Origin of the sequence: Methylobacterium sp. WL12 (assembly GCF_008039475.1) — a bacterium.
Classification (GTDB): Bacteria; Pseudomonadota; Alphaproteobacteria; order Rhizobiales; family Beijerinckiaceae; genus Methylobacterium; species Methylobacterium cerastii.
Map to the genome: position 1 here is coordinate 30,028 of NZ_VRUW01000009.1, position 16,848 is coordinate 46,875.

At 71.7% G+C, this 16,848-nt stretch carries 17 protein-coding genes and 1 pseudogene; 11 read left to right on the plus strand and 7 right to left on the minus strand.

Annotation, left to right across the window (positions count from 1 at the left end; all coding sequences use genetic code 11):
- Positions 1-40 precede the first annotated feature (40 nt).
- Both FV226_RS05730 and FV226_RS05735 read right to left on the minus strand, forming a co-directional pair.
- The gene (locus FV226_RS05730; RefSeq protein ID WP_147762138.1) at positions 41-550 is read right to left on the minus strand and encodes an OsmC family protein; all 510 of its coding nucleotides are present in this window, start codon (positions 548-550) and stop codon (positions 41-43) included.
- 76 nt (positions 551-626) lie between these two features.
- Complete coding sequence (locus FV226_RS05735; RefSeq protein ID WP_147762139.1) at positions 627-1,403, minus strand: ABC transporter ATP-binding protein; 777 nt, start codon at positions 1,401-1,403, stop codon at positions 627-629.
- A gap of 102 nt (positions 1,404-1,505) precedes the next feature.
- On the opposite strand from FV226_RS05735, the gene FV226_RS05740 reads away from it, so the two are divergent.
- Positions 1,506-1,763, plus strand: a complete 258-nt coding sequence (locus FV226_RS05740; protein WP_147762140.1) for a hypothetical protein — start codon at positions 1,506-1,508, stop codon at positions 1,761-1,763.
- A gap of 117 nt (positions 1,764-1,880) precedes the next feature.
- Positions 1,881-3,413 (plus strand): glucose-6-phosphate dehydrogenase, encoded by a 1,533-nt coding sequence (zwf, locus tag FV226_RS05745; RefSeq protein WP_147762141.1) that lies wholly within the window; start codon positions 1,881-1,883, stop codon positions 3,411-3,413.
- A gap of 146 nt (positions 3,414-3,559) precedes the next feature.
- Here zwf and FV226_RS05750 read toward each other — a convergent pair whose 3' ends face one another.
- Positions 3,560-3,748, minus strand: coding sequence for a hypothetical protein (locus FV226_RS05750; RefSeq protein ID WP_147762142.1), 189 nt, complete (start codon positions 3,746-3,748; stop codon positions 3,560-3,562).
- A gap of 148 nt (positions 3,749-3,896) precedes the next feature.
- Here FV226_RS05750 and FV226_RS05755 point away from each other — a divergent pair, with 148 nt between their 5' ends.
- The gene (locus FV226_RS05755) at positions 3,897-4,151 is read left to right on the plus strand and encodes a hypothetical protein (RefSeq protein ID WP_147762143.1); all 255 of its coding nucleotides are present in this window, start codon (positions 3,897-3,899) and stop codon (positions 4,149-4,151) included.
- Positions 4,152-4,239: 88 nt separating this feature from the next.
- Here the strand turns inward: FV226_RS05755 and FV226_RS05760 are convergent, their stop codons facing one another.
- Positions 4,240-4,818 carry a WHG domain-containing protein gene (locus FV226_RS05760; RefSeq protein WP_246691508.1) on the minus strand — a complete coding sequence of 193 codons (579 nt, stop codon included), beginning with the start codon at positions 4,816-4,818 and terminating at the stop codon, positions 4,240-4,242.
- 168 nt (positions 4,819-4,986) lie between these two features.
- Between FV226_RS05760 and FV226_RS05765 the strand changes: the two genes are divergently transcribed.
- The 3 genes from FV226_RS05765 to FV226_RS05775 all read left to right on the plus strand — a co-directional run bounded on the left by FV226_RS05765 (position 4,987) and on the right by FV226_RS05775 (position 6,754).
- Positions 4,987-5,667 (plus strand): PspA/IM30 family protein, encoded by a 681-nt coding sequence (locus tag FV226_RS05765; protein WP_147762144.1) that lies wholly within the window; start codon positions 4,987-4,989, stop codon positions 5,665-5,667.
- 56 nt (positions 5,668-5,723) lie between these two features.
- Positions 5,724-5,996: a YiaA/YiaB family inner membrane protein gene (locus FV226_RS05770; RefSeq protein ID WP_147729665.1), complete on the plus strand. Its 273-nt coding sequence runs from the start codon at positions 5,724-5,726 to the stop codon at positions 5,994-5,996.
- 104 nt (positions 5,997-6,100) lie between these two features.
- Positions 6,101-6,754: a hypothetical protein gene (locus tag FV226_RS05775; protein WP_147762145.1), complete on the plus strand. Its 654-nt coding sequence runs from the start codon at positions 6,101-6,103 to the stop codon at positions 6,752-6,754.
- A 49-nt stretch (positions 6,755-6,803) separates the two neighbouring features.
- Here FV226_RS05775 and FV226_RS05780 read toward each other — a convergent pair whose 3' ends face one another.
- Complete coding sequence (locus tag FV226_RS05780) at positions 6,804-9,185, minus strand: penicillin acylase family protein (RefSeq protein ID WP_246691509.1); 2,382 nt, start codon at positions 9,183-9,185, stop codon at positions 6,804-6,806.
- A gap of 340 nt (positions 9,186-9,525) precedes the next feature.
- Positions 9,526-11,085, minus strand: a complete 1,560-nt coding sequence (locus FV226_RS05785) for an acetolactate synthase large subunit (protein WP_147762199.1) — start codon at positions 11,083-11,085, stop codon at positions 9,526-9,528.
- 225 nt (positions 11,086-11,310) lie between these two features.
- Here FV226_RS05785 and FV226_RS05790 point away from each other — a divergent pair, with 225 nt between their 5' ends.
- Both FV226_RS05790 and FV226_RS05795 read left to right on the plus strand, forming a co-directional pair.
- On the plus strand, positions 11,311-12,909 hold the full coding sequence (locus FV226_RS05790; protein WP_147762200.1) for an ABC transporter substrate-binding protein: 1,599 nt from the start codon (positions 11,311-11,313) through the stop codon (positions 12,907-12,909).
- Between the two features lie 231 nt (positions 12,910-13,140).
- Entirely contained in the window at positions 13,141-14,553 is a 1,413-nt protein-coding gene (locus FV226_RS05795) for an amidase (RefSeq protein ID WP_246685405.1), read from the plus strand.
- Between the two features lie 53 nt (positions 14,554-14,606).
- Here the strand turns inward: FV226_RS05795 and FV226_RS28490 are convergent.
- Positions 14,607-14,818, minus strand: a pseudogene (locus FV226_RS28490) (hypothetical protein); the annotation flags it as partial.
- Between the two features lie 146 nt (positions 14,819-14,964).
- Here FV226_RS28490 and FV226_RS05800 point away from each other — a divergent pair.
- The 3 genes from FV226_RS05800 to FV226_RS29065 are packed head-to-tail and all read left to right on the plus strand — an operon-like array spanning position 14,965 to position 16,827.
- On the plus strand, positions 14,965-15,819 hold the full coding sequence (locus FV226_RS05800) for a phosphatase PAP2 family protein (RefSeq protein ID WP_147762148.1): 855 nt from the start codon (positions 14,965-14,967) through the stop codon (positions 15,817-15,819).
- A gap of 37 nt (positions 15,820-15,856) precedes the next feature.
- A complete protein-coding gene (locus FV226_RS05805; protein WP_348644088.1) occupies positions 15,857-16,519 on the plus strand; it encodes a TonB-dependent receptor in 663 nt (220 codons plus the stop codon).
- The gene (locus tag FV226_RS29065) at positions 16,444-16,827 is read left to right on the plus strand and encodes a TonB-dependent receptor (RefSeq protein ID WP_348644089.1); all 384 of its coding nucleotides are present in this window, start codon (positions 16,444-16,446) and stop codon (positions 16,825-16,827) included. The genes FV226_RS05805 and FV226_RS29065 overlap by 76 nt, the downstream gene beginning before the upstream one ends.
- The last annotated feature ends 21 nt before the right edge of the window (positions 16,828-16,848 follow it).

The following is a 16,848-nucleotide window of genomic DNA, read 5'->3' on the forward strand; positions in this document are numbered from 1 at the left end:
GCGCATCGGCTCCGCCGCCCCTCGTCGTCTGGGGAACCGATCAGCCGCGGGCGGCGGTGACGGCCAGCTCCGGCTTGTGGTTCAGCGTCTGGAACACGACGCAATAGCGCTCGGTGAGCTTGAGCAGCTGGTCGAGCTTCTCCTGCGGCGCGTCGGTGTCGAGGGAAAACGCGAGCCGGATCGCGCGAAAACCCACCGGCGCCTCCTTGTCGACGCCCAGCGTCCCGCGGAAGTCGAGGTCGCCCTCGGCGCTCACGGTGCCGGCCCGCAGGGGGATCTCGAGGGCGGTGGCGACGGCCTTCAGCGTGACGCCGGCGCAGGCGACCAGCGCCTCGAGCAGCATGTCGCCCGAGCACAGCTCGGCGCCCGAGCCGCCGGTGGCCGGGTGCAGGCCGGCCACCGCCAGCGCGCGGCCGGTCTCGACCTTGCAGGCGATCGACGTGTCGTCGAGAGAGCCCTTCGCCCGCAGGGTGATGACGGCGGCGTCGGGGGTGTTGCGGTACTGGTCCTTCAGCGGGGCCTGAAGCGCGCGCAGCGTGGTGGCGTCCATCGTCGTCTCCTCCATCGTAGGTCGTCGTCGGTCGCGGTTAGCGGGAACTGCCCCACGGCTCAACCGGTGCCGCCTGCTACCACCAGTTCCCGGCGGGCGCCGCGGCGGACTGCGCCTCGGCGGGGCGGAGCGAACGGTCGAGCGCGGCCAGGATCGCGCGGGCCGCAGCCTCGCTCTGCGACGAGGCGGGGTCGCGCGGGCGTGGGCTTCCGAGCCGCACCGTCTCGTCGAGGCGGCCGGGCTTGGGGCGCATCACCACGGCGCGGTCGGCGAGCGCCACCGCCTCGCCGACGTCGTGGGTGACGATGAGGATGGTCGGGCGCGTCTCGGCCCAGAGGGCGAGCAGGTGCCCGTGCAGGTCCTTGCGGGTGAAGGCGTCGAGCGCCGAGAACGGCTCGTCGAGCAAAAGCACCCGCGGGCGGGCGACGAAGGCGCGGGCGATCGAGACCCGCTGCTGCTGCCCGCCCGACAGGTCGCGCGGCCAGCGCGTCGCGTGCTCGGCCAGCCCCACCCGCTCCAGCGCGTGGGCGATGCGGGCGCGGCGCTCGGGCCGGCGGACCCCGTCGAGGCCGAAGCCGACGTTGTCGGCCACCGCGAGCCAGGGCAGCAGGCGCGGCTCCTGGAACACCAGGCCGACGCTCGCGTGGGGCGCGGCGATGCCCTCGCCGTCCAGCGTGATCGTGCCGGCGCTGCCGCGGTCGAGGCCGGCGATCAGGCGCAGCAGGGTGGTCTTGCCGCAGCCCGAACCGCCGATCAGCGCGACGACCTCGCCGGCCTCCACCGACAGGTCGACGCCCGCGAGCGCCTGGGTGCCGTCGGCATAGGTCTTGGAGAGGCCGCGGATGTCGAGCACGTCGGGGTCCGGATCGCGTTTCGCCTGTCGCGTCCATGCCATAGGGCGCCGCGCGCCGCCATGCTACGCCACGGCTCCGTCCGCCGCTGGGAAGGCGCACCCATGATCCGGCTCGGCCTCGCCGCCCTCCTCGTCCTCTCTGGCCCCGTCGGCGCCGCCGACCTGCACGCGCGACCCGGAGCGGGCCGGTTCCTGGCGACCTGCGAGGATCTTGGGCGGTTCTGCGACGCGACCGCCTGCGGCCGCGACCAGATCGACGCCGCGCTCGGCTGCCGCGCCCTGTGCCCGAGTTCGGTCGTCCTCGCGGTCGTCCCGGCCGCCTGCCCGCTGCCGGGCGTGGTGCTGCGCCGGCGGGGGTGAGGGTCCACACCTCCCTCCACACGATCGCGTCTCCGCCGGAACGGCCATGCCGCTCGCCGGTTGTCGTGCGATCGAATGCCGCGACGCACCATCGCGTCGAAGAACCGGACGACGCCGATGCCCGAGCCGACACACGACGCGCCCCTGAAGGACCATGCCGCCTGCGGCACGAAGCCGGCGCCGCCCTGCACGCTGGTGATCTTCGGCGCGGCCGGCGACCTGACCAAGCGCCTGCTGATGCCCTCGCTCTACAACCTCGCCGGCTCGGGCCTGCTCGATCCGGGCTTCACGATCCTCGGCGTCGATCACAACGACGGCAGCGACGAGGGCCTGCGCACCGAACTCACCACCTCGATGGAGACCTTGAGCAAGGACCCCGGCTCCGAGTTCCACGCCGACCGGATCGACCCGAAGAGCTGGGGCTTCATCCGCGAGCGCATCCACTTCCTCAAAGGCGACTTCGAGGACGCCGGAACCTTCGAGGCGCTGAAGGGCAAGGTCTCGGGCAACGTGGTGTTCTACCTCGCGGTGGCGCCGCGCTTCTTCGGCAGCCTCGTCGACGGGCTCGGGCGAGCGGGCCTGCTCAAGCAGGCGGACGACGCCTTCCGACGGGTGGTGATCGAGAAGCCGTTCGGCTCCGACCTCGCCTCCGCCAAGGCTCTGAATGCCCAGATCCTGAAACAGGCCGACGAGAGCCAGTTCTACCGGATCGACCACTTCCTGGGTAAGGAGACCGTGCAGTCGATCATGGCGTTGCGCTTCGCCAACGGCATGCTGGAGCCGGTCTGGCGGCGCGAATACGTCGATAGCATCCAGATCACCGCCGGCGAGACCGTGGGCGTGGAGGAGCGTGGCGGGTTCTACGAGCCCACCGGCGCGCTGCGGGACATGGTGCCCAACCACATGTTCCAGCTGCTCTGCATGGTGGCGATGGAGCCGCCGAACTCGTTTTCCGCCGAGGACGTGCGCGGCGAGAAGGCGAAGCTCGCGCAGGCCGTCAAGCCGATCCGACCCGACCACGCGGTGCGCGGCCAGTACGTCGCCGGCACGCTCGAAGGGAAGCCGGTGGTCGGCTACCGGGAAGAGCCGCACGTGGCGAAGGATTCCACCACCGAGACCTACGTCGCCCTGAAGCTCGAGATCGACAACTGGCGCTGGGCCGGCGTGCCGTTCTACGTCCGCACCGGCAAGCGCATGACCGGCCGCCGCACCGAGATCGCGATCCTGTTCAAGCCGGCGCCGTTCCAGCTGTTCGCCGACACGCCGGTGGCCGAGCTGAGCCCCAACGTGATGCGGATCACCATCGACCCCGACCACGGCGCCGGCACCGAGCTGAACGTCAAGGTGCCCGGGCCGCAGATGCAGATCGGCCGGGTGACGATGGGGTTCAAGTACGCCGACTTCTTCAAGAACCAGCCGAACGTCGGCTACGAGACCCTGCTCTACGATTGCATGACCGGGGACGCGACGCTGTTCCAGCGCGCCGACAACATCGAGGCCGGCTGGGCCGCGGTCGAGCCGCTGCTCGAGGCCTGGAAGACTGCCCCGGTGGAGGATTACGCCGCCGGCACCCCCGGCCCGAAGGCCGCCGACGACCTTCTGGCCCGCGACGGCCGGCACTGGCTCGGGCTCGACGGCAAGACCGATTGAAGGCGGATCGACCTCGGGGCCGGTTACGCCGCGGCCGCGCGCGACGACCGACAAAACGACGGTTCCACCCGCATCCTTCCCGAGGCGCTTTCGCGAAGCGGAAACCTCAAGGTGAGGGCGCGGGTAAGTCCGGTTGTTTTGAAGGGTCAGCGCTCGCTGAACGGGTCGCGCGCCTCGTCGGCCTTGATCGCATCCGCGATCTGCAGCCCGGCCTGAAAGAGCAGCAGGCGCGAGATCAACACCATCTCCGGTGTCCCGATCTTGCGGACGATCTCGTGCAGCCTCAGGCAGGCGTCGATCATGGTGTCGTCTGTGGGCCTGTCGTCTATCGCCATCGTGCGGTCTTCGAAGCCCAAATTCGTCGACACAAACTGAACTCACAACGTCGTGTTTCGACCATAGGTTGCGGGTTGCGACAAAAGCGTCTTGTATGCGGAATACCAGAATGCCTGCGGTCGCATGGCCAGTCGGAGGCGACCGTCGATGCAAACCGAGCCCAGCCAGACTCGGCAGGACAACGAGGACCTGAGCCGCCTCGCGGAGGCGCTCGGCGGCACGGTTCCGACGATCTTCGGCGCATCCGCCGTATCACGCGAGATGGCGGCGCTCAGCCAGCTTCTCCGGCTCTGGACCCTGTTGCCCTGCGATGCGAGCCGAGCCGACGCTGTGGAGGCCGTCCGCGGCGTCGCGCAAGCGCGGGGGCGGGGCCGAGCGCTCACGTCGGCGACCGCCGGTTGAGAAAGGCCCGGCGGGTGCCCGCGACGCTCACGTGGATGGACCGGTACATAAAGGCCCCGGCAGCGGACCAAAGCGGCGCGATACCCCACTAGGCACGGCTCGCGAGCCCCGTCGCCATCGCGCGAATCAGCAGGTCGAGCTGGGGGCCTACCACCGCGGGCGGCAGCGCCATCAGGCGCGCGTCGAGGCCGAGCATGACGATGCCGTGCGTCGCCGAGAACAGGCTGCGGGCCAGCAGCACGCGCTCTTGCGCCGAGAGGTCCGGGCGCAGAGCCTGCAATGGCGCCTCGATGCGGTGGAACAGGCGCGCCTGCTCGGCCACGTAGCCGTCCGGCGGGCGGCGCCCGTCCGCGAACTGGTGCTGGAACAGCGCGCGCCAACGCTTCCCGTGGCTCTGTGCGAAGGCAAGGTAGGCTTGGCCCAGCCGGACAAGTTCGTCCGCCGCATCCGTCACGTCGAACCCGCCGCCATCGGACCCGAGCGCGGCCTCGAACAGGGCCAGCGTGCGCAGATTCACCTCCAGGATCAGCGCGTCGAGGTCCGGAAAGGCGCCGTAGATCGCCCCAAGTGCGCAGCCTGCGTCCGCTGCGAGGTCGCGCGCGCGCAGGGCGCCCAAGCCGTCCTCGGAGATCCGACGCTCGGCCGCTGCGATGAGCAGTTTGCGCAAGGCAGCACGGCGTGCCTCCGCTTTCAACGGCTTCGCGTCGGCGTCTGCCCCGGTCACGCCGCGCCTCGCAACAGCAATTTGTACGACGTGCAAAATCGCACTTGAACGCTGTTCATGATCGTGGGACATTCCTGTTGTGAACGATGTTCATACGGCAGGAGCCACACCATGCTCAAGTTGCACAACATCCTGGCGCGGGGGAACGTCGCCCGGGCCACCGAAGACCTCTACGACCGCAACGCCTTGCTGATCCTCGACCAGCAGATCCGCGAGACCCGCGCCGCGCTGGAGCGAAGCCGCCGGGCGCTGGCCCTGGCGATCGCCGGAGACCAGGCCGAGGCCCGCCGCGCCGCCGAGATCGACACCCGGGCCGCCGACCTCGAAGGCCGCGCCGTCGCTGCGCTCGGCGCCGGGCGCGACGACCTGGCAAGCGACGCCGCCGAGGCCATCGCCGAGCTCGAGGCCGAGCGCCGGGCGATCGCGGAAGCCCGCACGCGGTTCGCCGCCGAGGTCGCCCGCATCCGCGCCACCGTCGCCGACGCCACCCGCCGGCAGGCGGAGTTGGAGCGCGGCCGCCGGGTCGCGGGCGCCACCGAGGCCGTGCGGCGCCTGTCGGCGCAGACCGGCCGCGCCGACACGGCGACGCTGCGCGAAGCCGAGGCGACCCTGGCGCGCCTGCGCGCCCTCCAGGCCGAGGCGAGCGACACCGAAGCCGCGCTGTCCGAGCTCGACGGCGCCGACATCACGGAGCGCCTCGCGCGCGAGGGGTTCGGCCCCCGCACCCACCCCACCGGCGGCGACGTGCTGGAACGCCTGCGCCGTAAGGCCGGCCTCGCCCCGGCCGCCTGACTCATCGAACGCCCCAAGCCCCTCCCCCTCCCCCAGCCCATCCTCAGGAGAGTGTCATGAACAACGAGACCACGCAGCATTCCGGCGCCTGGGTCACCTTCACCTATGCCGCGTTCCTCGGCTCGGCCGCGATGGTGGCCTGCGGAATCCTGTTCCTGCCGGTGGACATCTGGATCAAGGGCTACCTCGCCATGGGCGTGGTCATGCTGGTCCAGTCCTGCATCACCGCGACGAAGACGGTGCGCGACGTGCACGAGGGCCGCCGCATGGTGAACCGCATCGAGGACGCCAAGACCGAGCGCCTGCTGATGTCGGTCGGCAAGGACTGACGGGACACGGACCGACGCTTTGCTCGACCCGCGCGGCCCACGGCCGGGCCGCACGGGTCGCAGATCCCTTCGCGCCCCACTCTTTCGCCAGCCGAGACGATCCGATGTCCGACCTCCAAACGAGCACGCCCGCGCCGCGCCGGCGCATCCCGATGCCGGTGAAGGTCGCCTACACCGCCTTCGTGGCCATCCTCGTGCCGACCTACCTGTGGTTCTACGGGCCGACGAACTTCCTGTATTTCTGCGACCAGTCGCTGCTGATCGCCTTGGCCGGGATCTGGTTGGAGAGCGCACTGCTGGTGGCGATGTGCGCGGTCGGCCTCGTCGCGCCGCAGCTGCTGTGGGTGCTCGACTTCGCCGGCACCGCCGTCGGCCGGCCGATCACCGGGATGACCGCCTACATGTTCGATGGCAGCACATCCCTATTCCTGCGCGGCCTGTCGGGCTTCCATGGCTGGCTGCCGTTCCTGCTGATCTACCTGGTCGGCCGGCTGGGCTACGACCGCCGCGCCCTGCCGACCTGGACCTCGCTCGCGGTCGTCACCCTGCTGGTGTGCTTCTTCCTGATGCCGCCGCCGAACCCCGATGCCGGCCTGACGCCGGTCAACATCAACTACGTCTGGGGCATGAGCGACCGCGCGGCGCAGACCTGGATGCCGGCCTGGGCGTGGCTCGCGGGCCTCGTGGTCGGCCTGCCGACCCTGCTGTTCCTCCCGACGCACCTCGCCCTGCGCCGCTGGACGCCGGCGGTCGCCTGAGCGACGCTGCCGAAACCCAACATCTCCACGATGTCCCCGACCCGGCCCCTCAGGATGAGGGCGAGGGGGCGGATGAACCATCGGCCGCGCCCGGCAGCAGCGTGATCACCGTCTCCGTCGCGGCGTCGATGGCGGAGCGGGAATAGAGCAGCGGGCGGTAGCCCCGCCGGGACCAGGGTTCGGCGTGGTCGGCGGCGTGCGGGCTGTCCGGGTGGCCCGACTGGCCGGGGGCGTTGACGAACAGGCCGGCATCCCAATCGCCGACGTCGAGCACCATCCGGAACGAGGCGCCGTGCGTCATCCGGAAGGCCTCGGGATCGTATTCGGCGTGCATCACGCAGGCCCCCGAACCGCCCATCGGCAAAGGCGGGATGTCGGGTCTCACAAAACCCGTCGCGGCGAGCGGGTGCGTGAATAGGGCGTGGTGCAGGCAGCCCCAGGCCCAGGTCGCCGGATCGGAGCCGAGGCGGGCGGCGCAATCCCGCCACGCCGCCGCCAGCGTCCGCTCCACCAGGGCGTCACGCTCGGCCCGGTCGAGGGGCGGGCGCGGGTCTTCCAGGCGGTCGAGCAGGGCTTGCGCGTCACCCGGCGGCAGCAGGCGGCGGGTGTCCGGGTCGGGGACGAGGGCCTGGAGCAGGGCCGGGCGCAGGTGGTGCACCCAGAACACCTCGACCAGGGCGGCGGCGCCCGAGGCCGCGTGCAGGTGCCCGTCGAAGGTCTCGAGCAGGGCGGCACCGAGGCGGGCCTCCGCCTCCGCTGGGGCGGCGAGCGTCGCGGCGAGGTGCGCGAGCCGCAGAGCCGGCTCGGAGACGTCGTCGCCCTGGAGCGCCTGCGAGTCGGCGAGCCCGTGCTCGGGCTGGTGCGCCAGCACCGTGCGGATGCGGCGCGCCCGCCACGGCTCGTGCCACTCGAACCCGAGTTTGCGCGCCTCCGCCGGGTAATCCTCGGGCAGGTTCATCTCGTTGGCCGAGTAGACGAAGCCGGCCTCGGGATCGATCCGGCTCGGCAGGGCGGCGGCCTCGTGGAACCCAGCCCAGGCGTAGCGCCCGTCGCCCGGTACCGGCAGCAGGCCGTCCCAGTTCGGGCGGATCGGCGCCTTGCCGGCGGTGAACCACGCGATCCGTCCGTTCACGTCGGCGTAGACCTGGTTGACGGTGGGCGCCGACCAATGCCGCAGGGCCGCGCCGAAGGCCTCGGGCGTCGCCGCGTCGAGATAGCCGAGGCTGGCGAGGTAGGCGGCGGTCCCGGGCTCGGACCAGACCGTGCGGACGGCGAAGGCGGTCTGTGTCGCGGCGTCCTCGCAGATCACCGGGCCGTGGTGGGTGAAGCCGAGGGTGACCTCCTCGTCGGCGCCGCCCCGCACGGAGATGCGCTCGCGCAGGCGGGTGATCGGCGCGAAGCCGCCCTCGAACCGGAACCGGTCCGGGTCGTCGGGGTCGAGGGCGAGGACGAACAGGTCCTCCTGGTCGAAGGGCGCGATGGTCAGCCCGAAGGCGGCGGTCCCGTTGTGGCCGATGCTGATGCCGGGCAGCGCCGGCTCGCCGGCCCCGATCACGTCGAGGCCGGGCGCGGTGAGGTGGACGACGTAGCGCAGCGACGGCAGCGCGTAGGCGCGGTGCGGGTCGCTCGCCAGGATCGGCCGCCCGGTGGCGGTGCGGGACGGCGCCACCGCCCAGTTGTTCGAGCCATCCCCCGGCGGCTCGGGCGCGTCCGCGGCCCGCTGGCGGCCGACCTTCCCGTGCGCGTCGACGTGAGTCCAAGCCCAGGCCGCGTCGCGGGTGGCGGCCAGCCGTGCCGGGTCGAACCCCACCGGCGCGGTGGCGAGGCGGAGCACGTCGAGGAGGTCGTCCGGCCACCGCGCCGGGTCGAGGTCGCCGAGCGGCATCGTCGCATGCGGTGGGCTGAGACCCTTGCGCAGCGCGTCGGTCTCGGCGTCGGCCCTGGCTAGCACCCGGGCGCGGGCGACCTCGGAGGGCACGTTGCGCACCAGCGCATGGCTACGGATGCGGACCACGTCCTCGGACGCCCACCGGTTCGGGCGCGTCTCCATGGCGGAAAATTCCGGCGGCAGCAGGTCGGGCCGCGCCTCCGTCAGGGCGACGTAGGCGTTCAGGCCGGCGACGAAGGCCTCGACGATGGTCCTCATGCGCGGATGCCCGTAGGCCGCCCACTCGGCCGCCATGTCGCCGCGATACAGGAACAGCCGCGCCGCACGGTCCTGCGCGAGGTAGCCGGGCCCGAAGTCGGCGGCGAGCAGCCCGAGCCCACGCTTGCGCCACAGGTCGAGCTGCCACAGCCGGTCGCGGGCCGCGTTGAACCCCTGGACGCGAAAGGCGTCGTCGGCGCTCGCGGCGCGGATATGCGGCACGCCGTGCCGGTCTATCCGGATCTCGGCGGGCGCGGACAGGCCCGGGAGGGGGAAGGTGGTCACGCGCGTTTCCCTTGCGCCACCCCGTTCAGAGATGGCGTCGCAAGCAACGCGGAGCGCCGCCATCTGCGCGCATCCCCTCGCCCCGCCTGCGGGGAGAGGGCCGCGACGACCTCGTCGTCGGCGCGGCGAGGCGACAGCCGAAGGTGAGGGGGCTTCGACGGAAGAGACTTCCTCGGCACCTCCCCCTCACCGCCGCTTCGGCTTCGCCTCCGCTTCCCGGCTGCACAAGGTGCAATTGGGCCTCTCCCCGCGTGCGGGGAGAGGGGACGGGCGCATCTCTCGGGCATGGGAAATCTGGCAGTGGCTGGAGAGACGTGTGCGACACCGGTCTGCAAAACCCTCACAAAGCCACCTCGATCAGGAACGGCCCGCGGCGGCCCAACGACACCCGGAACACGTCTACGAAGTCGGCTAAGTTCTCGACCCGGCGGGCCTCCACGCCGAACCCTTTGGCGAGGCTGACCCAGTCGATCGCCGGGTCGTCGAGGGTCAGCATGCCGATCGCCTTCGGGCCGGGGTTGGTGGCGCCGACGTTGGTGAGCTCGTGGCGCAGGATCGCGTAGGAGCGGTTCGACCAGATCAGCGTCACCACGTCGAGGCGTTCGCGCGCCTGGGTCCAGAGCGCCTGGGCGGTGTAGAGCGCGCTGCCGTCGGCCTGCAGGGAGATCACCTTGCGATCGCGGCAGGCGACCGCGGCCCCCGTCGCCATCGGGATGCCCAGCCCGATCGCGCCGCCGCCGAGTTGGAGCCAGCTATGGGGCGCAGCCGCGTGCGTCTGCCCGAAGAAGTTGCGCCCGGTGGTGATCGATTCGTCGCAGACGATCGCACCCTCGGGGATCAGCGCGCCGAGCACCTGGCTGATTGCGGCGTCGGCGAGCGCGCCGGAGGTCGGCAGCTCCGGCCGCGGCCCGGCGGACGGCGCCATGCGGTCCGGCGCGACCTCCGCCGACGCGCCGACGGCCTCGGCAAGCCGCTCCAGTGCCTCGATCTGGTCCTCCTCCGGGTGGGCCAGGACGATGGTCTCGGCGTCGGGCGCGCTGAGCAGGCTCGGCTTGCCGGGATAGGCGAAGAACCCGACCGGCGGCGTCGCGCCGACGAGGATGACGTGGCGGAAGGGCGCCAGCGTCTCGATCGCGGCGTCGATCGGGTAGGGCAGGCGCTCGATCGGCACCGTGCCGGCGCCGCGGTCGATGCGGGCGTTGGCGGCCATGGCCAGCAGCGTCGCGCCGGTCTTGTCCGCGATGCGCGCGGCGATGTGGCGGCCCTCGCCGCGCACCGCCCGGTCGGAGAGGTGCAGCACCACCGGCGCGCCCGAGGCCAAGGCCGCGACCGCGCGCTTCAGCGCGTCGTCGCCGGCCCGCGCACGCTCGGGGATGGCGGGCACGGGGGCGACGCCGGTGCCCGGGTTCCAGGCGGTGTCGGCCGGCAGGATCAGCGTCGCGATCCGCCCCGGCGCGGTCCGCGCCGCGGCGATCGCGTCGGCGCCGTCGGCGGCGATGGCCTCCGCGGTCGTGCCCATGCGCAGCCAGGCCGAGACCGGCCGGGCGAAGCCCTCGATGTCGGAGGTGAGCGGCGCGTCGTGGATGCGGTGATAGGTGGCGTGCTCGCCGACGATGTTGACGATCGGCGAGCGGGCGCGGCGGGCGTTGTGGAGGTTGGCCAGTCCGTTGGCGAGGCCCGGGCCGAGATGGAGCAGGGTCGAGGCCGGCTTGTCGGCCATGCGGGCGTAGCCGTCGGCGGCCCCCGTCGCGCCGCCCTCGAACAGGAACAGCACGCAGGCCATGCCCTCGACCCGGTCGAGCGCCGCCACGAAATGCATCTCGGAGGTGCCGGGATTGGTGAAGCAGACCTCGACGCCCCCGGCGACCAGGGTGCGGACCAGGCTCTCGGCGCCGTTCATCGTCTCTGTCAACGCGCTCTTCCCTCGTCTCGCCGTCCGGCGCCGCACGGCCCGGAGGCGCCATCGTGGCGCCGCGGAATAGGGCGGCGCAAGGCCTGGGCGCAACACCGCGCGGCACGCGCATCGCAACCTGCGATCGAGGATGCGGTCCCGTCGGCACCCGGGCGTTGGCGCGGGACTTGCCCGTGCCGGGATCCCCCCGCCCACCGCATGAGAAGCCCCACGATGATCGGCCGAACGCTCGCCGCCGTCACGCTGACCACCGCGCTCGCCGCCCCGCCGGCGTCGGCCGAGAGCGTCCTGCGCATCGCGATGACCGCGACCGACGTGCCCACCGCGACCGGCATGCCCAACAACGGCTTCGAGGGCATGCGCTTCCTCGGCTATCCGATCTTCGAGGGGCTGGTGCAGTGGGACCTGACCCGCACCGACAAGCCGGCTGGTCTGATGCCGGCGCTCGCCACCGCCTGGGAGCAATCCGCCGAGGACAAGCGGATCTGGACCTTCCACCTGCGCGACGGCGTGCGCTTCCACGACGGCGAACCGTTCGATGCCGACGCGGTGATCTGGAACCTCGACCGGTACTTCAAGAACGACAGCCCGCAATTCGAAGCGCAGGGCGCGGGCATCTCCCGCGCCCGGGTGCCGATCATGGGCAGCTACAAGAAGCTCGACGCGCGCACGATCCAGATCACCACCACGCAGGTGGCCTCGTACTTCCCCTACATGGCGGTGTACCTGCTATTCACCTCGCCGCAATCGTTCGAGAAGGCCGGCCGCGACTGGGCCAAGGTGCAGGCGGTGCCGGCGGCCGGCACCGGGCCGTTCAAGCTCACCAAGGTGACCCCGCGGGAATCGGCGGATCTCGCCCGCAACGACGGCTACTGGGATAAATTCCGGATGGCGAAGGTCGACAAGATCCGCCTGATGCCGATCCCCGAGGCGAACGCCCGGATCGCGGCGTTGCGCGCGGGCCAGGTCGACTGGATCGAGGTGCCGGCCCCCGATGCGATCCCGTCGCTCAAGGCCGCGGGCTTTGCCGTCACCACCGGCGTCTACCCGCATGTCTGGCCGTGGATCTTCAACGTCGGCGCGACGAACAGCCCGGTCAAGGACGTGCGCGTGCGCCAGGCGCTGAACTACTGCGTCGACCGACCCGCGGTGGTCAGCTTCCTCAACGGCACGGCGGAGGCCGCCAGCGGCTGGTTCAACGATGGCAACCCGGATTTCGGCACCCCGAAGAACCGCTACGTCTTCGATCCGAAGAAGGGCAAGGCGCTGCTCGCCGAGGCCGGCTACACCGCCAAGAAGCCTTTGTCGCTGAAGATCATGATCTCGGCCTCGGGCTCGGGGCAGATGTCGCCGATGCCGATGAACGAGTTCATGCAGGAGAACCTCAAGCAGGCCTGCGACGTCGACGTGTCGTTCAACGTGGTCGAGTGGCAGATCCTGCTGAATTCCAGCCGCGCGCTGCCCGACGCGGCGAGCCTCCAGGGCTCGAACGCCCTCAACGTCTCCTCGCCGACGTCGGATGCCGGCGTGATGGTGCGCTATTTCGCGGCCGACCGCTTTCCCCCGAACGGCTTCAACTTCCCGAACTGGACCGACGCGACCTTCGACAAGGCCCTGAAGACGCTCGCCGAATCGAGCGACCCGGCCGAGATCTCGGCCGCCACCAAGGCCGCGCACGAGCGCCTGGTGGACGACCCGCCCTGGCTCTACGTCGTCCACGACCTCAACCCCCGCGGCATGAGCCCGAAGGTGAAGGGGTTCGTCTCGCCGCAGAGCTGGTTCGTCGACTTGACGCTGGTGAGCATGCCGTAGGGATTTCGAACGACGCGACGACGTTGTCCCGGACGCCCGCAGCGCCAACGGAGGGTGATCCGGGATCCAGCGAACGAAAGTGCCGCGTCAGCGGCTCGATACCCGGCGCGGCGAGAAATTCGGACGCTTCGCGACGTGATCATGCTGGACCCCGGATCGGGTTCCGCTCCCGCTCCACCCGTCCAGGGAAACGCGCGCCTCCTGCAGTGCAAGACGACGAAGAGGACGACGGTGTCAGGCATCTTGACGGATACGGGCGACGACCTCGCCGACCTTTCGGCGACCGAGCTCGCCAAACGCATTGCCGGCAAAACGGTGTCGCCGGTCGAGGCCGTGGAGGCGATGCTCGCGCGCATCGACGCCCGCGAGCCGAAGCTTCAGGCTTTCACCGAAGTCTTCGCCGACGACGCGCGGCTGGCGGCGGAGGGCGCCGACCGGGCGATCCGCTCCGGCCACGCGGTCGGCCCGCTGCATGGGGTGCCGATCGCGCTGAAGGACCTGATCGACATCAAGGGCCGCATCACCATGGGCGGGTCGGCCGCCCACCGGGCGCGGCGTGCTGACTGCACCGCCACCATCGCCCGGCGCCTGATCGCGCAGGGGATGATCGTGCTCGGCAAGACCCACACGGTGGAGTTCGCCTATGGCGGCTGGGGCACCAACCAGCACCTCGGCACCCCGTGGAACCCGTGGGACCTCGAAACCCCGCGCACCCCCGGCGGCTCGAGTAGCGGCACCGGCGTCGCGGTGGCCGCGCGGATGGCGCCCTGGGGCATCGGCACCGACACCGGCGGATCGGTGCGCCTGCCGGCGGCGTTCTGCGGGTTGACCGGCCTGAAGGTCACCGTCGGCCGGGTCTCGACCCATGGCATCGTGCCGCTCAGCGCGACCCTCGACACCCCCGGCCCGCTTGCCCGCAGCGTCGCCGACGCCGCCCTGCTCTACGCGGCGATCTCCGGACCCGACCCGCTCGATCCCGCGACCCGCGGCATCCTGACCGCCGACCCGTTCCCGACCCTGGACCGCGGCGTGCGCGGCCTGCGCCTCGCGCGGATGCCGGAGGCCGAGCGCACGGGCTGCTCGGCCGAGATGCTTTCCGCCTACGACACCGCCCTCGACGTGCTGTCCGGGCTCGGCGCGGAGGTCGTCGACCTGACGCTGCCGTTCCGGTTTTTCGACCTCGTGGCGATGAGCGGGATCACCAACGCCGAGGCCTACTTCGTCAACGGCGCGCTCGCCGAGGACGCGGCCGCCCCGCTCGGCGACGCGGTGCGCGCGCGCATCCTCGGCGGTCGCAGCCTGTCGGCCCAGGACTACCTCGCGACGCTCCAGCGCCGCGACGCCCTCAAGCGCGACCTCGCGCTCGCCTGGGAGGGCGTCGACGCGATCCTGACGCCGACCACCGAGACCGCGGCGGTGCCGCTGGCGGAGGTCGACGAACTGCACATGCCGTCCCGCTTCACCCGCTTCGCCAACCTGCTCGACCTCTGCGGCCTCAGCCTGCCGAACGGTTTTTCGCGAGACGGCCTGCCGCTCTCCCTGCAGATCGCCTGCCGCGGCTACGACGAGGCCATGGCGTTGCGCATCGGGCAGGCCTTCCAGGGCGCGACGGCGTGGCATCTGCGAGCGCCGACGGGGTTTTGAGGGGGGGGCATCGTTCCTCTTTCCGGACGCTGGTCAGAGCGGCGCGTGTCCGCCCCCGGCGGCCAGCGCGCATCCCCTCGCCCCGCGTGCGGGGAGAGGGCTTGGCCGACCTCGTCGTCGGCGAAGCGAGGCGGCAGCCGAAGGTGAGGGGGTGCCAACGGAGGAGCCTCGTCCGGCACCTCCCCCTCACCGTCGCTTCGGCTTCGCCTCCGCTTCCCGCAGGCACGACGAGGTGCCTGCGGGCCTCTCCCCGCCTGCGGGGAGAGGGGGGTCGATCGGCCCGCCCCCCGAATTCCCCGCTCCCGTCGGCACTTGCCCGGGTCCCGACCGGAAAAGTCGCGCCGCCGTCGTATCCCGTTCAGGGTCGAGGCGTTAAGGCTTGGGCCTCGCCCGCCCCGGAGGACGGACCCGATGCCGCGTTTCCCGACTGCCCTGGCGCTCTTTGCGCTCCTCGCATCCGTGGCCCAGGCCGAGACCACCGCCCAGACGCCGGCCCCGGCGGCGCCCTCCGTCGCCGCCGACCCGGTGCGGCCCGACAAGCCGGCGCACAAGCCGTACCTGACCGGCGCGGGCGTTCCCGACACCGTCCAGATCCTGCCGGCGCCGCCGGCCAGCCACTCGACCCTGGAGGCCGCCGACCGCGCCGCCTTCAACGCGACGCGGGCGATGAAGGGCTCCCCGCGGTGGGAGATGGCCGCCACCGACGTGGCCGAGGGCGCGGCCGCGATCCTGGAAACCTTCGCCTGCGTGCTCGGCACCCGCGTCGACCAAGCCCGCGTGCCGGCGGTGATCACCCTGTTCGAGCGCGCGCGCCTCGACATCGCCGCCGGCACCCGCGGGCCGAAGGTGCATTACCGGCGCCTGCGCCCCTTCGTCGGCAACGAGGCGCCGATCTGCGTGCAGCGGACCCAGGCGCTCGCCGACAGCTTCAGCTACCCGTCCGGCCACGCCACGCAAGGCTGGGCCTACGCCCTGATCATGGCCGCCCTGGTGCCCGAGAAGGCCACCGCGATCCTCGCCCGCGGCCGGGCCTACGGCGAGAGCCGCGTCGTCTGCGGCGTGCACTGGATGAGCGACGTCGCCGCCGGGCGCACCAACGGCTCGGTGATCTTCGCCGCGCTGGTGGGCGACGCCGGCTTCCGCGCCGACTTCGAACGGGCGCGGGTCGAGCTTTCCAAGGTGCTCGCGAGCGAGCGCAAGGCGCCGGACCAAGCCTTCTGCGCCCGCGAGTCCGAGGCGGTGAACGGCCCGGGCCTCGAGTTCTAGATCTGGTGTGCATGGGTCCATTCGCTGCAACCGCAGCGTGCTCGAGGTCGCCCATGCCGGCCTAGTCCGCCCGAATTACGAGGCGCAGTTCATTGCCGAGCCGTCCGTCGTCGTCGCGTCGCGGACGATCCAGGAGCAGGTCGGCACCTACGTCCAGGACCAGGCCAGGATCGGCCGCCTGATCCTCACGCTGACCGGGCGCCACGACACCGTCGCCTCGCGCGTCGACGTGCCGTCGATGGCGACCACCTTCAAGGACGACCGGAACGCCTTCACCGGCCGCGCCGCCGCGAGCTATCTCCTCACCGACCAGTTCGTCCCCTACGTGAGCTACGCGACCTCGTTCGCGCGGCAGCTCGGCCTCGGCCGCAACAACGCGTCCTTCGCGCCGACCCAGGGCGAGCAGGTCGAGGGCGGCATCAAGTTCAACGTGCCGGGCACCAGCGTCTTCCTGAACACCACCGTATTCGACATCCGGCAGACCAACGTGCTGCGCCCCGACCCGGTGTCGCCGCTGATCTTCCAGGCGGCGGTGGGCGAGGTGCGCTCGCGCGGCGCCGAGATCGAGGCGGTGGACAAGTCGGCCCGGGCTTCAACGTCACCGCCGCCTACAGCCACGTCGACATCCGCACCACCAAGAGCCCCGGCAGCCCGGACACGGTGGGGCTCGCCCTGTCCGGCATCCCGGCCAACGCGGTGAAGGCGTTCGCGACCTACGCGATCCCGCCGGGCTTCGACCTCTTCGGCCTCATCTTCGGCGGCGGCGCGCGCTTCGCCGGAACCAGCCCGGCCAACGACGTGCCGGGCACCTTCCGGAACTCCACCGTGACGCTGTTCGACGCCGTGGCCGGCTACGACTTCGCCAAGCTCGACCCGCGGATCGCGGGCATGCGATTTCAGGCCAACGTCACCAACCTGCTCGACCGCAACGACCAGAGCTGCCAGGCGGGCTTCTGCTACCGCGGCCAGCCGCGCCAGGTCATCGCCAGCCTGATCTACCGCTGGTAGACGCCGACGCGGCGCGGCCCG

Excerpts from the sequence above, each read along its gene's own strand:
- FV226_RS05730 (WP_147762138.1), bottom strand. The coding sequence starts at position 550 with ATGGACGCCACCACGCTGCGCGCGCTTCAGGCCCCGCTGAAGGACCAG.
- FV226_RS05740 (WP_147762140.1), top strand. The coding sequence starts at position 1,506 with ATGATCCGGCTCGGCCTCGCCGCCCTCCTCGTCCTCTCTGGCCCCGTC.
- zwf (WP_147762141.1), top strand. The coding sequence starts at position 1,881 with ATGCCCGAGCCGACACACGACGCGCCCCTGAAGGACCATGCCGCCTGC.
- FV226_RS05750 (WP_147762142.1), bottom strand. The coding sequence starts at position 3,748 with ATGGCGATAGACGACAGGCCCACAGACGACACCATGATCGACGCCTGC.
- FV226_RS05755 (WP_147762143.1), top strand. The coding sequence starts at position 3,897 with ATGCAAACCGAGCCCAGCCAGACTCGGCAGGACAACGAGGACCTGAGC.
- FV226_RS05765 (WP_147762144.1), top strand. The coding sequence starts at position 4,987 with ATGCTCAAGTTGCACAACATCCTGGCGCGGGGGAACGTCGCCCGGGCC.
- FV226_RS05770 (WP_147729665.1), top strand. The coding sequence starts at position 5,724 with ATGAACAACGAGACCACGCAGCATTCCGGCGCCTGGGTCACCTTCACC.
- FV226_RS05775 (WP_147762145.1), top strand. The coding sequence starts at position 6,101 with ATGTCCGACCTCCAAACGAGCACGCCCGCGCCGCGCCGGCGCATCCCG.
- FV226_RS05785 (WP_147762199.1), bottom strand. The coding sequence starts at position 11,085 with ATGAACGGCGCCGAGAGCCTGGTCCGCACCCTGGTCGCCGGGGGCGTC.
- FV226_RS05790 (WP_147762200.1), top strand. The coding sequence starts at position 11,311 with ATGATCGGCCGAACGCTCGCCGCCGTCACGCTGACCACCGCGCTCGCC.
- FV226_RS05800 (WP_147762148.1), top strand. The coding sequence starts at position 14,965 with ATGCCGCGTTTCCCGACTGCCCTGGCGCTCTTTGCGCTCCTCGCATCC.